The organism is Streptomyces sp. NPDC091387 (assembly GCF_044756945.1).
Taxonomy (GTDB): domain Bacteria; phylum Actinomycetota; class Actinomycetes; order Streptomycetales; family Streptomycetaceae; genus Streptomyces.
Map to the genome: position 1 here is coordinate 22,302 of NZ_JBIVTZ010000014.1, position 14,286 is coordinate 36,587.

Below are 14,286 nucleotides of genomic sequence, written 5' to 3' on the forward strand. Positions count from 1 at the left end.
CTCCTCCACGCGCCACGACCTCCTCGGGGCCACGCCAGTGGCGATTGGGCAACAGAAACGCCGAACACCAAAGCAGTTATGCAAAATCTCCGACATCAACTAAAGTCAAAGCCGCACTGGAATGCTTCGATGCGTAGTCCGACCCGAGGAGTCGTCCGCATGAGTATGCCTTCGTCACTGTGGACGACCGACGTGTTCGGCGAGCAAGCAGCAGATACACGCTGCCGCGTCGGGCAGGGCCTTCGCAACATGCAGGCCAACGCACAGGCCGCGCAAGAACAAGCCGCCTCCCGCACCACCCGCGTCTACGGCACCAGCCGGTACGAGAACCAGTACGAGCGGCTTCAGGACGAACTGAAGCAGGTTCCTGGCGCCCGCGCGGTCAAGCCATTTGGCTTCTCGTACGAGCTGATGCTCATCGGCAAGGGGCTGATCTACCCGTTCCGGTACTCCAACACCAAGTCGGACGTACGTAGCGCACGCATCCCCAGCCAGTCCCGGCTGGTGCGGGAACTCTTCACGTTCGCACCGGCGCCGAAGCACACTCAGGTTCCGTTCGACCTCGACTTCGGGCCGACCGTCCCGATCGCCGAGCCGCGCGGCGCTCTGGCGACAGTCCCGGAGGGCACCCAGCTGGTTCTGGTTCCCTTCGCCTGCAACGCCTCCGAGCTCCTTGAGGCGTACTGGGGCATCGCGGCGCTCGGGATGAACCGGCAGCTGGAGTGGGCAACCGATCCGGAGCCGCTCCACCTGCCTCAGGAGGTCACCTCGTACACGCCGCGCCCGATCAGCATTCCGGGCCAGGTCACGGCACACACCGGCTTCGCCGAAGGACTCGAACCCACCCTTACGCTGTCCTCTCGTACCGCCTCTGACCAGGCCCTGCACGTACCCGTGCAGACTGAGGCAGAACTCATTGAGGACCAGAGCAGCGAAGACGATGCGACCCACTAAGCAAGACCTCATTCCCGGTACGGAAGAACGAGGCGTCACGCCCCGCGCCGTCTACGACCTCTTCGATCCCACCCGGGTGACGCAAGCTCGCCGTCTGGCGGAGATGACGAAGAAGGACGTGGCGGCCGGGCTCGGGGTGACGCCTGCAGCCGTGGGGCAGTACGAGACAGGGGTGTCGAAGCCACGACCTGACTTGATCCCCCGGCTCGCAGAGGTCCTCGGGGTTCCCGTGACGTTCTTCCTGCTGGGGAGGCCGGCTAATCGGCTTGACGCTTCCATGGCGCATTTCCGAAGCCTGCGCAGCACACCGAAGTCCCAGCGGGAACGTGCGCTCGCGTTCGCCGAGCAGGTCTGGGAGCTCACGTACGCGCTGGAACAGCGCGTTCAGTTGCCTCTCGTCGATCTGCCCGGCTTCGCCGGTGGGGAGGTCCATCCCGGCGAAGAGCTGTCCACCGACCCCGCTTCCGCTGCCCGTGAGCTCCGCAGGCGCTGGGGCCTCGGCGACGGCCCTGTCACGCATCTGGTGAGGCGGATGGAGTCCCACGGGATCGTGGTGGTTATGCCGCCTGCCAGCGATCCCTCTGCCGCGAGTGTGGACGCCTTCTCCACCCGCGCAGCACGGCCACTCGTCGTTCTGACCGCCGCCCGGGCCGACGACATCTATCGGCACCGGTTCACAGCTGCCCATGAGCTCGGCCACCTCGTGCTTCACGCCGATGCCACCGGTGACAGCCGTCAGGAGAAGCAGGCTGATGCCTTCGCCGCCGAGTTCCTGACCCCCCAGGACAGCATCCTGCCGTTCCTGCCGCGGCGAATGGATCTTGCACGCCTGGCCGAGCTCAGGGGGGTCTGGGGAGTCTCCCTCCATTCGCTCGTCTACCGATGCCGCGAGCTGGGGCTGATCTCCGACGCGACTGCCAGCCGGACGTACCAGCGTCTACGCGCTCTCGACGGCCAGCCGGGCTTCACCGCCGAATCCGTCTCGAACTTCCCTGGTGAACGGCCTTCGCTGCTTGGCCGGGCCTTCGAGCTGGCTGCCAGCGAAGCTGACCTATCGATCTCCCGACTGGCTCATGAGCTGGCGTGGACAAGCGAGAGGGTGCAGAACCTGCTGGACGTTCAGGAACAGAAGCCGGTGCTCCGGCTGGTCCAGTAGCAGTTCCGCTCGCCCCGAGGAGACGCGGGCGCGGCTCTCTCCCGTTGCTACGCCCGGTGCTTGCGGCATCGAGCCGACGTCAAGCCAGCAGCGCGTACGGACGCCATCAGGGCCGACTCAACTCGGAGTCGGCCCTGATGGCGTGTTGACGCACTCGAAGGCTCAGAGCGATGCCTCGACTCCGAGGCTTCCGGCCCTGATGGCTCCCCGTAGGACGTGGGCGATCTCCTCGGGCTTGAGGTCGATGCCGTCGAGCCCCTCCATGGTCAGCGGAATCTCCTCCAGCGCGTATTCACCGCGGCCTTCGGCGCTGAACTCGGGACCGGTGCGGTCGTCGAAGGACCAGGTTGCGATGCGGGCGAGGTAGAAGAGCTGACGCTCGTCGTCGGACTCCATCGTGTGGAGGAGGCGGATGATGTCGGCCTTTCCCGCGATCTCCTCGTGGATCTCCCGGTGGAGGGCCGCCTCCCGGGACTCGTCGCTGGGTTCGACGCCGCCGCCGGGCAGAACCCAGTATTCGGGGATGCCGGGCCGGGTACGGCGGATGACCAGCATCGTGTCGTCTGCGGTGACGAGGACGGCGCGGACTCGTTCCATCATTTCGGTTTGTCTCCTTGCTTGTTGGTCGTCTCAGTGCAGCAGCCAGCCGCCGTCGACGTGGACGGACTGCCCCGTGATGAACGAGGCGGAGGGGCCCACGAGAAACGCCACCAGGGCCGCGACATCCTCGGGCCGACCACGGCGCGGGACACACTGGCGCTTGATCTGGTCCTCCGGCCGCGCACGGTGCTGGGCGGGGAGGGCGTTCTCAGCCTCGACCTGAATGGCACCGGGCATGACGGTGTTGACGCAGATCCCGTACGGGCCCAGTTCGCGGGCGAGGGAGCGGGTCAGTCCCAGCAGACCTGCCTTCGCGGTGCTGTACGCGACGAGGTTCGTCCGGCCGACGCGGGCGTTGACACTGCCGATATTCACGATCCGGCCCCAGCGGCGTTCGATCATGCCAGGGGTGAGCACGTGGCAGGTGCGGTAGTGAGCGGTGAGGTTCAGGTCGAGGGAGTAGTTCCAGGCGGTCTCGTCGGTGTCCTGCCAGGCAACGCGGGGGTAGGAGCCGGCGTTGTTCACCAGGATGTCGACGGGTCCGATCTCGGCGCGGACGAGGTCGGCCATGGTCCGGACGCCGCCTGGATCGGTCAGGTCGGCGTTCACCGCGATCCCGGGGCTGCCCGCGCGCTCGAAGTCGGCGAGGAGGGCGTGGGCGTCGGGGTCCTGGCCGAGGTGGTTGACCGCGACGGTTGCTCCGGCGGTGGCGAGCGCCCGTCCGATCTCGGCGCCGATGCCGGTGGCCCCGCCGGTGACGAGGGCGGTACGGCCTTGGAGCGGCCGGGTCTGGAGTGGAGTCTCAAGCAGGGGCAGGGACATTGCTGCTCCGTTCGCCGGGGTGGGGGTGAGGGGCCGGTGTGGTGGTGAAGAAGGTGTCGGGCGTCGTGTGCGGGTCCTGGCTCTCGGCGAGTTTGATCAGGACGAGCAGGAGGTCGTGTCCGGTGAGCCGGGAGGGCGGGATGACGCCGAGGACGCGCAGGGCAAGAAAGGCACGGATCTCCTCCAGGCCGCTGCCGTTCTCCCTGCGAAGGCCGTCCAGTGCACGGGTGACGGCCGCAGCGCGGCCGGGGCTGGTGTTCCAGGTGTATCGGACATCGATGTGCCGACTGGGCCGGTGCAGTTCCAGGTGCTCGATGCGCGGGCGGGCCAGGGGCGGCAGGGCGAGGCGGAGCGTGCGGGCGTACACATCGGGCTGGTAGCGGGGAACGAGCCAGCCGCCCAGGGCCATCAGGTACCAGAGCAGGTTGGCGGCCTCGCCCGCGACGGTGTTGCGCCCGGCGAACTCGAAGTCGAGCCAGCACAGCGGGTCAGCGATGTTGGGCTCCGTGGGATCACCCTGCGTGAGAACGGCGAGCCTGCGGCGATCGGGAGCCAGGGCAAGGCGGACGTTGTCGATGGTGTCGGCGACGTTCAACGTCAGCGGTCTGCCGTTGGCAGTGAGGGTGAAGCCAGCCAGTTCCCGGAGGCTGAGGGTCGTATCGGTGTGGGGCAGGGCAAGTGACAGGTCGCGGCGCAGATACCAGCGGTCCAGTCGGCTACCGGGGCGAATGCGTTCGAGGTAGAGGTCCGGGACGCACTCGGCCAGCGGCACGCTCCTCCCGGTTTCCTCAGCCGCTGCTCGCAGGTCGGCACAGACCCCGTCCACGAGGCGGGCCAGACGGGGCTGGACGGCCGGATCGCGGTCGGCGAGGGCGATCACATCGCCCATCAACAGCTCGCACCGGCCGTTGGCGAAAACGTCCTCGTAGGCGAGTAGTTGTCTGTCCGGTAGCGCGATCTGCCCGTGAAGGGCCGGAACCGCGATGCGGGAGGGGAGCTGTGCCCATCCCTTCGCCTCGACTTCGGCCCGCTCCCGGGTCGCCACTGGCTTATGAAAGACGCGCGTTGCCGCCATGGGCCGTCGGACGTTCGCGCTCACCGCATCTCCCCAGGGAGGGTGTCCAGCCAAGCCTGGAGAACGAGGAGTGCGAGCGCTTCGGCGGCGAGCGGCTCGGTGCGGGCGGTGGTGACCAGGCTCGTGTCCTGCCGTGTGGCGTCGAGGAGGACGGTGAGGGCGTCGCTGTCTGAAGGGCACTCGATCCCACTGAAGCGGAGCTGAATCTTCGCGAGCAGCGCGGTGACCTTGTAGAGGGCGCGGAGGTCAGGGCTGCCCTTGAGGAACTGTCGGCGGATCTCGATGGCGGCCTGGATGCCGTCGCGCAGGCTTACAGCGACGTCGGTGGCCGCGTCCGGAGCGGGCAGAGCCAGGCCGGGGGTGGACCACAAGGGGACCAGCGACCCGCTGCCGATGAGAGCGAGGACGTGAAGGAGTCGAGAGGTGATGGCGCCGGCTCGGCACTCGGCACGGGTCAGTACGGTCATGCCCAGTTTGACCCCGCCGAGTTCGGTCTCCAGATCCGCGAGGATCTGACGCATCTCGTCGAGGGAGGAGGTGTCGGCCACGACAAGGACGTCGAGGTCGCTCCAGCCGTGCTGGTACTTGCCCCGGGCGCCGCTTCCGGTGACGGCCAGCAGATCGATCAACGGGCGCAGGCCGGTGGTCCGGTCAAGGAATTCCGCCAGGTAGGACTCCAGGTGCACGGGGAGTCCGAGTGCGTTGACCGGCATGGTGGAGGGCTGGTGCTCCGGCCAGCGGCGGTTGAGCGCGATGCGGTCCAGCCGCCGCTCCAGCTCCAGGCGTGGCCCGTCGTTGCCGATGACCTCGTGCGCGATGGAGACGATCTTGTCCGCGCCTCGTGCGCTTTTGATGAGGTCACGGTCCACGACGTCCTGGGCCCCGGCGGTACCCCGCCGGGTGCGCGTCCCCTCGCAGGCGTCCAGGTAGGCGATGGTGAGCTGAGGACCGAGCATCCGGGCGAGTTCAGCAGTCGAGTCGAAGTCGTGCAGCGACTCAATGCTGACGGAGTCGAGGAAGTGGTGGGCCTGGCAGAAGCGGTCCAGCGAGTCCACGATCAACTCAGCCTGCACCACTGACCCCAGCCGATAGGGGTCACGGATCCCCGCCCGGTCGGCCGCGTCCTCGATGAGGTAGCCGATCTTGAGGCGGGCGTGGCCGTGCTGTGTGCGCAGGTACTCGCCGGCCGTGCTCTTACCGCTCTCCGACATGCCGCCCAGCGCGGTGACGTGCACTCCTGGCAGAGCCCTGCCGGGCACGTCCGGGTGCAGGGGCGCCAGGAACCGACGCACCTCGTCCTGGACGGCAACGGTCGGCCGATTGCTGATGCGGATCGCCATCGGGAAGCGTCCCTCGCCGACGAGTCGGTTGATCTGCTCATGGAGGTGACGTTGGTACGCCGCGTAGATGTCGGTGACGGCCACCTCGTGAGCCAGGCTCCGGCAGGTACCTTCCTCCGGGTCGTCGCAGTGCAGGAGGACGAGGGCGTACTCGCTCTCCTCGGCGGCTCGCAGGTCGGTCTCGTACGGCGCAAGCATGAGTCGGGCTCGGTCTGCGGCCTGCGCGGCGTCCAGGTCGTCTCGTACAGCGACCGTCGCTGCGACGGACGCCTCAAGCATCGGGATGCCCCGGTCCAGCAGGCGCACCGGCGCGGAGAAGGGGTGCCGGGAGCGTTCCAGGTAGGAGGTGGCCAGGACATCGGCGACCTCCTCGACCGGGCCGGTCTCGAACCACCAGCGGGCCATGCCGTCGGCCTTGATGGCGGTCCAGCGGGGGTCGTAGTGGTCGAGCGGGCCTGCTGAGGTCGCGGCCGGGCCCATGCGCCGGGCGAGGATTCCGATCTGCTTGGTCTTCCCGGTGTTGTCGGGGCCGCTGAACGCGACCGACACGGGGAGGGGATACGTGTCGCTGTTGTACGGACCGGACATCGGCTTCCCTTCACTGATGATGCGGAGCGGGTACGCCTGCGAGGGCGCCGTGAGCGCCCTGCGGCAAGGACTCGATGGGGCCCCGAGCCTCGAACCGAGGCGAGAGGCAAGGACGGGCCAGGGTGTCTATACGGGGCCGTCGGACAACGGAACGTCCTCGGAGCTGAGCGTCAGCTGCGCCAACGGCACCTGAGCGGAGGAGTGCTCGGTGTGGGCCAGAAGTGCGACCATCGCGAGCCCGGCAGCTGTGCCGAGGGCCCACACCCAGCTCAGGGCGGTCTCCAGCGGATCGGGTACGTAGGAACGGCTCATCGGACCGCCTCTCGGACCGCGGAGTGCCGCGCTGGGGTGGCGCGAGAGCGGGATCGTGCGGGTCCGTGCGTTGTCACTGCGCATCGCCACCGTCGGTTCCTCTCAACGTGTCCGGGCAGACACCAATAGGCCCTGAACAGGGCCTATTCGAGCCATTCGGAGATCTGCGGGGTGATGTTCAGTGAACGACGGGCCGCACTCCCGGGACAGGGCCCAGGATGTAGTCCTGCGTAATCCCGCGTAATCCAGGTGGGGAGGGGTGACGGGGTGCCGAAGAACCCGGCCGTCGCGGAACTGATCAAGCGGGCTTGCCATGAACGCAGCTGGGGACCCTCGGAGTTGGCGCGTGCTCTCGGCCTCGCCGAATGCGGTGACCCGCGCCGCCTGCAGCGTCAGCACGCCCGGCGGTGGATAGAAGGCGAACGAACCCCCGGCCACTGGTGGCCCTACATCGCCCAGGTGCTGGCACTGGATCCCGAGGCGATCAACCTTTCGGAGCCCACGCCTGTGGCACCCCACACAGATACCGTTGCATCAGTCCTGCACCCGGGAAGGAGCGACGTGGAACGCCGGGAGTTCATCCTCGCCTCCAGCGGATACGCGCTGTCCGCACTCGGCCTGCCCGACATGGACAGCATCACCCGCCGAACCCAGACCGCCCTTCCCGGAGCCGTCCGCGTCGGCCAGGGCGAGGTGGCCGCCGTACGCCACATGGTCAAGGCCCTCGGCGACTCCGCCTCCGAACTCGGCGGCGGGCACGCCCGCCACCTGGCCGTCCGCTACCTCACCCAAGACGTCGCCCCTTGGCTGGAAGGCCACTTCACCGAAGCCACCGGACGCGACCTTTTCGCCGCGACCTCCCAGCTCGTCCACCTCGCCGGCTGGATGGCTCAGGACGAAGGCGACACCCCCGAACTGCGCGGACTCGCCCAGCGCTACTACGCCCACTCCTTCCGCCTGGCCGCCGAGGCCGGCGATCCGGAACTGTCGGCAACGGCTCTCCGAGGTCTCGCCGTCCAGTGCGTCGACCTCGGCTACCGAGCCGAAGCCGTCCAGCTCGGCGAAGCCTGCGTGGAGTACGGTCACCAGCTCGACAACCCGCGAGCCGTCGCCTATTACGAGGCCACCCTCGCCAACGCCGCCGCCCAAGACGACGACCGTCGCATGGCCACGAAGCACCTCGCCCTGTCCGAGACCGCCATCGGCAAGCCGACCGCCGCAGCCGGCGACTCCTGGGCCGCCCACTACTCCCCGGGCCGCTGGGCCCACGAATCCGGCATGATCCTCTCCCGCCTCGGCGACCTCGACGCCGCCGAGGAACACCTCCACCTCGCCCTCGACATCCACGGCCTCGACCGCCGCCGCACCCGCGCCATCGTCCTCGCCGACCTCGGCGGCGTACGGCTCCGTCAAGGCGACGTCGACGGCGCCATGGCCACCTGGCGTGACTTCCTCGACAGCGCGGACGGCATCCGCTCGGTGAAGGTCCAGGCCGCACTCCAGGACATGCGGGTCCGCCTGCACCGGTACGGCGGAGTTCCCGAGGCCCAGGAGCTTCGCGAGCAGGCATCCCGCATCACAGACTGACTCTTCCGACCGCGTTGTCAGCGCTGGATGGTAATCCTGCTATTCAGCGATCTCCCGACGCTCACCGGACGGACAGCCGACCAGGTACGCAAGGGCACCTAGATCACGTTGATGACCACAGCACGTCACTGACAGGGAGCACGATGCTCGACTTTCGCGAGTTGGAACCGGACGGCGAGGATCTGGAACAGCTTGTCCGCGAACTGGCCCTTGCCCTCGGCTATCGAGCCAAGTGGTCGGGCCGCGGAGCAGATGGCGGACGTGACCTCCTTCTTGAGGAGCCGGGCGATGCAGCGCTAGGGGCAAAGACGCGCAATTGGGTGGTCTCGTGCAAGCACATGGCTCATGCCAAGGACGGCGCTGGGCGCTCCGTCAGCGGTGAAGACGTTGGAAGCATCGGCGGCATCGTGGACGCCGTTGCTCAGCACGACGCCGACGCTTTCCTCCTCGTCTGCTCCACCCAGCCCTCAAGCGCCCTGGTCTCTCGACTGGAGTCAATCGAGCGAACCAAGGGGGTACCCACACATGTGTGGGATGGAGTGGAACTCGAGCGCATGCTCACCACTCCCCGGGGTTGGGCCGTAGCCCAGCGGTTTTTCCCGACCAGCGCCGAAGCCAGCGGTTGGAGAGTCTTCGCCACCAGCGAGCCGAACCGGTTCATCGGAATCACCCGCGGCTTCTATCTCCGTGTCTCCAACCGGCACGGGAGCGCAGTCGGGTTCCCGCTCAATTGGATCGACGAACGATTGGACCGGATCGCCTCGATCGAGTTGCCTATCGGGCACGAAATCCGACCCCGCGGTGTCTTCTACGACGATAAGCACGGCGGATTCGTCTGGTACCTCGACTACCTGTACGGCGCTCAAGGTTGGCAGTCCGAGGAGATCGAATCGCCGACGTACACCGACCGGCTACTGAGGCGGCTTGGCAGCGGGACCGTGACCTACGACGACGGCCAGTTCGACGACTTCGAGATCACCTTCAGGAAGGTCGACCGAGGTCACGATGCCTACGACGCGGATCACTACCGCTACTACGAGGACATCCCTAGCTACGTCTAACCTCGAAGTTTCGTGACGGTCCACCGGCTCCGTCGGTGGACCGTTGAAACTTCGAAGTTAAGGGACGCCCGTAGGCTTGCCTTGACGAAACCTTAAGAGAGGCGCCTCACCACACTGTCATAGCGATCTTGGATGTGATCCTCCTTGATCTTCCCATTCTTTGCCTGACGAAGGAAAATAAACAGATCCTTCTCATTGAGAGGAAGGACAAAACCCTTGCTGTGAGTCACGATCCTCTGAAGGTGTGCATAGTAGGAATTTTTGATCTCGCCACGAAAAACTAGAACTACGAACCGTCCGCCGACATCGTTCATATAGTAGCTGAGCTGATGAAAGTCGTCTGCGGATAGATCGCCATAATTTTTACATTCCCAAATGATCTGTACGGCATTGTACCGAACCCGCACGGATTCCCAGAAGCCCGAACTTGCCCGGTTTGCGGCGACCCAATCACGAATTACTTTACCGTCAAAGCTTCGACTTTTCTCTTCCACGTTACCTAGCACACGGAAAAAACAAAGCTTAATCACCTCGCCTACGATTTCCTCGAAGTCCACGGCTCCAGCAGGGCCCGTTGGCAACTCCTTGAGCGAGGACGTGACTAGCTCGATCGTATCCGCGTATTCGGACTCGTCAAGACCATCAGGCAGGTCCTCAATAATTCCAATGCGGCCGAATTCCTTGTCTTCGGGAAGAGTTCGCACCAACATGTCTTGAAGGTCGAGTGCATCCCAGTAGCATCGATGAATAACAATGTCCGTGGTTTCCGACACGGGAGGAGGGCTTGTGTCCTGCGGCCCCAGAGCGCGAAACTTAGGGCTCCGCCCAGGCGCCCTGATGCCAATAAAACCGACGTCATAGAGCAAGCGAATGAATTTCTCCGGTGCGGAATTTTCATAAAGCCATGAGCCGCAGAGCCTGATCACTTCCGCATCATTGTGGAGTTTCCTGATGAAGGCTTCCACACCCCCAAAGGTGAAGGCGTTACCCAGGCCATAGAAGCGGGATAGCACCACAGAGATCTTCGGATAGTTTTCCGCATACTCGTCACCCAGGTCACGGAATCTGTTGTCAGAGAACCGACGTCGGGCCTGTTGAATATCTTCAATCAGAATCTTTTCATGACCTCCATTCTGTGCGGCCTCTACAGCATTGCTGGTATAGATCAGAATATCCCGGGGTCTTTTTTGGCAGTAATCTAGAACATCCTTCCATGATTCTTCTGGATTTTCAAAGAATGCATTCCAGGTTGCCCCACCCAACTGGAATTTAGCAGTCAATCCACGGTTTAGCCGTCGCTCGACAACTTCCAGAAGCTGACGCTCGTTCCACTCCATCCCAACGACTGCGGTCTCCAGCCTGGAAGACTCCATGTCGCGCGCCCGCACGCGTTCAAAGATGTTCTCTCGGAGAAACAAGATGGTGCGGGCCCAGGGGATTTGAGTGGTTGTTTCCAGGCAGGCATGCATGAAAGCAGTCAAATAGATAAGCCCCTCGTCACTGCCCTCCCAGTAGTCGTCGATGCTATCGATGAGAAGTGTGTGAGTGGGCAGACCTCCGGAGGCAAGAAGCTTCATGCCATCTGCGACCGACTTGGCCGCCTTATTTTCTCGGAGCCACTGCTCATCGTTACCTTCAGCCAGCGCTCCACTGATGCGAGAGATGAAATGTAGGCACCTAAGATCGAAATCCATTTCAGCATAGGATTCGATTTCCTCTGCAATTACTTTAGGAACCTCGTGGAAGCCTGGATGGCCGTCCTTCCACATCGATAGTATTTCAATTTGAAGTGCCCGCCTGAAGGCTGAGACGAGTGATCGAAACGGGCGCTGCTTAGTGTTTGCCAAAAGGTCAATTTCTTGCAGTGTTGAAGATGGACTGAAGATCTCCGGGACGATTACTCGGGTGCGGTCGCTGTTGAGGCTGCAGTATTTTCTGATTGCAGTCTTTCCTGTACCTCTTCTCCCTACGAAGAATACCTTTCCGCTTTCTGTATCCTGCGCAGAAGCTAGCGCCGGCGTGTGAACATAAATTTTTGGGTCTTCCAGGGCGGCATCGTATTCAGCAAAAGACTGGCCGATCTTGATCCGATTGATGGATCCCTTAGGGATCTTCATCTCAGGCTGACTGAGGCTAAGTGAAGAGAGGTCGGCCGGAGTGAGCTGCTCGCTCTGGTCCTTCGGCGGGGGAGTTGTGACGGCGGGACTTTGTCGCTTATCCCTGCGCTTACGTCGGACCACGGCTACCCCTAGGTCGTAGAAACGGCGCGCACAGAAGGCATCTCTGCTGCCCTCAGCTTTGCGCTGCGTGAGTCGCGCGGATCATCATCTTGCACTCAAATGGTGTCGCCGCGGGTTGTTTCGAGCAGATTGCCAAGCAGGGTGCGGGTATCGTCCCCACAGTCAGAGGGCGCTACGGCCAGCAGGCTCATTTTTCACTCACTCGGTGACAGCAACATCAGCAAGGTCCTTGAGGCGTCCCCCGTCAAGGCTTCGTCACTCTTCGGCCCGACCGGGCGAACACCCCTGCCGCCCACACGATCCTGCAGTGTCTCGCCGACGCCGGAATTGACCACCCTCACCGTCGGACGACCGCTCACCACACTGAGCCGTTTCCAACCTGACGGGTGGTTGGACCGGCAGCTCCGGCGATGGGCATGAAGAAAGCTCCTGGTAGACGGGTTCACGACCAAGATCACCAGTCCGCCAGGAGCTTCACGTGCTGTTCCTCTTCACCGGCCAGGACACCATGCGCCTCTACCTCGCAGTCGAGAGGGCCGACGGCCTGATCGCGGCCGACGTACAGCTCACCGGCGCGTTGACCGCCCTGCTGGCCGCCCTGCCCTCGCTCATCGGCGAAGAGGAACGCTGGGTGACAGGCGCATCCGACCCCCACTGTGTCCACGTAGTCGACCTGACCACGTGGTAACGACTGGACGCAGCAGGCCAGGGCGCCCCGAGACCTGGCCTGCTGCGTCCGAACAGCCGCATTCTGATGGTGCTCATTCGGCAATCATCATCGGCCACGCAGCCCGGACCGGGCAGCGTCGTCCGAGCGGTCGCACGTACGGGAGGCCGTGCCACAGCGTGCCAGAAGCGGCGGTAAACAGCGGTCACCAAGGGTGCCGACGGACCAGCCTGGACGATGTCACCGGTTCGCGTTCCCACAGGTCAGTCGCTATACACGGGACCAAGTACCGGGTGATTCCCAAGCTCAGAGCGCGAGTTCGATTCTCGTCACCCGCTCCATGAAAAAGCCCCAGGCCAGCGGCCGGGGGCTTCTTTGTTGTCTGGACCAGTTCAGGGGTCTCGCACCAGATCCGCACCAGAAGGCCCCTGGTCAGCCTTCTTGCGGGCGGACCGCACGAGGTCGTCCAGCCCGCTCGCGACTTCCTGCTGTCGCTCAAGATCCGAGTGCTGGTAGATCAGCGCGGCCTTCTCCGACGACTGGCCGGCGCGGACCATCGTGTCCTTGAGCGTGGCTCCGGACCGGGTGGCCAGGGTGTGCCCCGTGTGACGAAGGTCGTAGAAGCGAAAGCCCTCCGGCATCCCGACGAGCGCGCGAGCCCTGCGCCATTTCTGCCCGAATGTGGAACGCCGGAAGGGCTCGCCCTTCTCCCCCACGAACAGCAGTCCGTCCGGGCCCTTCTCGGCGTACCAGTCGAGGTGTCGCGGAAGGTCGGTCCGCAGAAAGGCCGGCAGGACCACGACCCACTTGCCCGCATCCGACTTGGTGTCGCCAGGAGCGCGGCGACCGGTGGTCAACTCGGGAGCCGCCATGCGGACCCGGATGGTCATCTCGTCCAGGTCGACGTCCTTACGACGAAGCTCGGCCTGTTCCTCCGGGCGCATCGGACCGTAAGCGCCGAGGTAGACCATCAGCCGCCAGCGGGGCCCGAGAGCATCCGCGAGCGCGTCCACCTGGGCGACGGTGGCGATCTGGCGTTCGGCGGACGACTCCTTCCCAGCGCCCCGGATGCGGCAGGGGTTGCGGCGGATCAGCTCGTCATCGACCGCGGTTTCCATGATGGCCTTGAGTAGCCGGTAGGCCTTGGCCACAGTCGTGGCTGCTCCGGTGCACGCCAGCCGCTCGGTTCGCCAGGTGCGGACACGGGATGCGGTGATCTCGTCCAGGTCCAGGCCCTCGAAGGTGGGCAGGAGGTGACGCCGCAGGAGACGCCGGTACAGCTCATCGGTGGTCGCGGAGAGACCGCGCTCATCCACCCACTGGAGGGCGTACTCCTTGAAGTTCACCGCCCCGGCGTCCGGGTCCTGCCAGTTGCCGCGCGTGAGGTCTGCTTCGACCTGGGAGAGCCAGACCTCGGCGTCCTTCTTGGTGTCGAAGGTGTCGGGTGCTCGGAAGTCCTGTCCGTCCGGACCCAGGTAGCTCGCGGTCCAGCGGCCGGACCTGTACTGACGCACGGCACCGAAGCGCCGGCGGCTTCCCTTCGCGTTCCCCATCAGGCGGCCCTTCCGTAGCGAGAGCGGCGACGGCGAATCGGCTGGACGGTTTTCCCCTCGATGTACGCCTCCAGGACGCTCGCCTTGATGCGCACGGGGCTGCCGACCTTGACGAAGGCGATCCGGCGTTCGGCGATGAGGCGGCGCGGGAAGCGTGCGGTGGTGCCGAGGCGTTCGGCGGCTTGGTCGACGGTGAGCAGGGGGTCAGTCACGACCGGTCTCCTTCCAGGGCGAGGGCAGCGCGTGGGGTTTGCCCAAGGGAGGAAGGTCGCGCAGCGGGCCGCCCGCGGCCCTCCCACCTGTCTGGGCTCCTCTAAGCAACTGCGACCAC

Annotated in this window: 13 protein-coding genes; 5 read left to right on the forward strand and 8 right to left on the reverse strand. The window is 65.0% G+C overall.

Going from position 1 to position 14,286, the window contains the following annotated elements:
- The first annotated feature begins 159 nt into the window (after window positions 1–159).
- Together ACIQM0_RS27375 and ACIQM0_RS27380 are read left to right on the forward strand one after the other, a co-directional pair.
- On the forward strand, window positions 160–954 hold the full coding sequence (locus ACIQM0_RS27375) for a hypothetical protein (RefSeq protein ID WP_401291413.1): 795 nt from the start codon (window positions 160–162) through the stop codon (window positions 952–954).
- Entirely contained in the window at window positions 941–2,110 is a 1,170-nt protein-coding gene (locus ACIQM0_RS27380; RefSeq protein ID WP_401291415.1) for a helix-turn-helix domain-containing protein, read from the forward strand. Before ACIQM0_RS27375 ends, ACIQM0_RS27380 begins: the two co-directional genes overlap by 14 nt.
- 162 nt (window positions 2,111–2,272) lie before the next feature.
- On the opposite strand, the gene ACIQM0_RS27385 is transcribed toward ACIQM0_RS27380, so the two are convergent.
- The 5 genes from ACIQM0_RS27385 to ACIQM0_RS27405 all read right to left on the reverse strand — a co-directional run bounded on the left by ACIQM0_RS27385 (window position 2,273) and on the right by ACIQM0_RS27405 (window position 6,847).
- Window positions 2,273–2,710 (reverse strand): NUDIX domain-containing protein, encoded by a 438-nt coding sequence (locus tag ACIQM0_RS27385; protein WP_401291417.1) that lies wholly within the window; start codon window positions 2,708–2,710, stop codon window positions 2,273–2,275.
- A 30-nt stretch (window positions 2,711–2,740) separates the two neighbouring features.
- On the reverse strand, window positions 2,741–3,532 hold the full coding sequence (locus ACIQM0_RS27390; protein ID WP_401291419.1) for an SDR family NAD(P)-dependent oxidoreductase: 792 nt from the start codon (window positions 3,530–3,532) through the stop codon (window positions 2,741–2,743).
- Complete coding sequence (locus tag ACIQM0_RS27395) at window positions 3,513–4,577, reverse strand: hypothetical protein (protein WP_401291421.1); 1,065 nt, start codon at window positions 4,575–4,577, stop codon at window positions 3,513–3,515. The genes ACIQM0_RS27390 and ACIQM0_RS27395 overlap by 20 nt, the downstream gene beginning before the upstream one ends.
- A gap of 50 nt (window positions 4,578–4,627) precedes the next feature.
- Window positions 4,628–6,535 carry a nucleotidyltransferase domain-containing protein gene (locus ACIQM0_RS27400; RefSeq protein ID WP_401291424.1) on the reverse strand — a complete coding sequence of 636 codons (1,908 nt, stop codon included), beginning with the start codon at window positions 6,533–6,535 and terminating at the stop codon, window positions 4,628–4,630.
- A gap of 126 nt (window positions 6,536–6,661) precedes the next feature.
- The gene (locus ACIQM0_RS27405; protein ID WP_401291426.1) at window positions 6,662–6,847 is read right to left on the reverse strand and encodes a hypothetical protein; all 186 of its coding nucleotides are present in this window, start codon (window positions 6,845–6,847) and stop codon (window positions 6,662–6,664) included.
- 561 nt (window positions 6,848–7,408) lie between these two features.
- Between ACIQM0_RS27405 and ACIQM0_RS27410 the strand changes: the two genes are divergently transcribed.
- Window positions 7,409–8,434 carry a tetratricopeptide repeat protein gene (locus ACIQM0_RS27410; RefSeq protein WP_401291428.1) on the forward strand — a complete coding sequence of 342 codons (1,026 nt, stop codon included), beginning with the start codon at window positions 7,409–7,411 and terminating at the stop codon, window positions 8,432–8,434.
- Between the two features lie 143 nt (window positions 8,435–8,577).
- Entirely contained in the window at window positions 8,578–9,495 is a 918-nt protein-coding gene (locus ACIQM0_RS27415; protein WP_401291431.1) for a restriction endonuclease, read from the forward strand.
- Window positions 9,496–9,587: 92 nt separating this feature from the next.
- On the opposite strand, the gene ACIQM0_RS27420 is transcribed toward ACIQM0_RS27415, so the two are convergent.
- Window positions 9,588–11,612: a P-loop ATPase, Sll1717 family gene (locus ACIQM0_RS27420; protein WP_401291433.1), complete on the reverse strand. Its 2,025-nt coding sequence runs from the start codon at window positions 11,610–11,612 to the stop codon at window positions 9,588–9,590.
- A 601-nt stretch (window positions 11,613–12,213) separates the two neighbouring features.
- On the opposite strand from ACIQM0_RS27420, the gene ACIQM0_RS27425 reads away from it, so the two are divergent.
- On the forward strand, window positions 12,214–12,423 hold the full coding sequence (locus ACIQM0_RS27425; RefSeq protein WP_401291435.1) for a hypothetical protein: 210 nt from the start codon (window positions 12,214–12,216) through the stop codon (window positions 12,421–12,423).
- A 371-nt stretch (window positions 12,424–12,794) separates the two neighbouring features.
- Here the strand turns inward: ACIQM0_RS27425 and ACIQM0_RS27430 are convergent, their stop codons facing one another.
- Together ACIQM0_RS27430 and ACIQM0_RS27435 are read right to left on the reverse strand one after the other, a co-directional pair.
- Window positions 12,795–13,955 carry a tyrosine-type recombinase/integrase gene (locus ACIQM0_RS27430; RefSeq protein ID WP_401291437.1) on the reverse strand — a complete coding sequence of 387 codons (1,161 nt, stop codon included), beginning with the start codon at window positions 13,953–13,955 and terminating at the stop codon, window positions 12,795–12,797.
- Window positions 13,955–14,167: an excisionase family DNA-binding protein gene (locus ACIQM0_RS27435; RefSeq protein WP_401291440.1), complete on the reverse strand. Its 213-nt coding sequence runs from the start codon at window positions 14,165–14,167 to the stop codon at window positions 13,955–13,957. Before ACIQM0_RS27435 ends, ACIQM0_RS27430 begins: the two co-directional genes overlap by 1 nt.
- Window positions 14,168–14,286 lie beyond the last annotated feature (119 nt).

Bases quoted from the DNA above. Each gene is read 5' to 3' on its own strand.
- ACIQM0_RS27375 (WP_401291413.1), top strand. From the start codon at position 160: ATGAGTATGCCTTCGTCACTGTGGACGACCGACGTGTTCGGCGAGCAA.
- ACIQM0_RS27380 (WP_401291415.1), top strand. From the start codon at position 941: ATGCGACCCACTAAGCAAGACCTCATTCCCGGTACGGAAGAACGAGGC.
- ACIQM0_RS27385 (WP_401291417.1), bottom strand. From the start codon at position 2,710: ATGATGGAACGAGTCCGCGCCGTCCTCGTCACCGCAGACGACACGATG.
- ACIQM0_RS27390 (WP_401291419.1), bottom strand. From the start codon at position 3,532: ATGTCCCTGCCCCTGCTTGAGACTCCACTCCAGACCCGGCCGCTCCAA.
- ACIQM0_RS27400 (WP_401291424.1), bottom strand. From the start codon at position 6,535: ATGTCCGGTCCGTACAACAGCGACACGTATCCCCTCCCCGTGTCGGTC.
- ACIQM0_RS27405 (WP_401291426.1), bottom strand. From the start codon at position 6,847: ATGAGCCGTTCCTACGTACCCGATCCGCTGGAGACCGCCCTGAGCTGG.
- ACIQM0_RS27415 (WP_401291431.1), top strand. From the start codon at position 8,578: ATGCTCGACTTTCGCGAGTTGGAACCGGACGGCGAGGATCTGGAACAG.
- ACIQM0_RS27420 (WP_401291433.1), bottom strand. From the start codon at position 11,612: ATGAAGATCCCTAAGGGATCCATCAATCGGATCAAGATCGGCCAGTCT.
- ACIQM0_RS27430 (WP_401291437.1), bottom strand. From the start codon at position 13,955: ATGGGGAACGCGAAGGGAAGCCGCCGGCGCTTCGGTGCCGTGCGTCAG.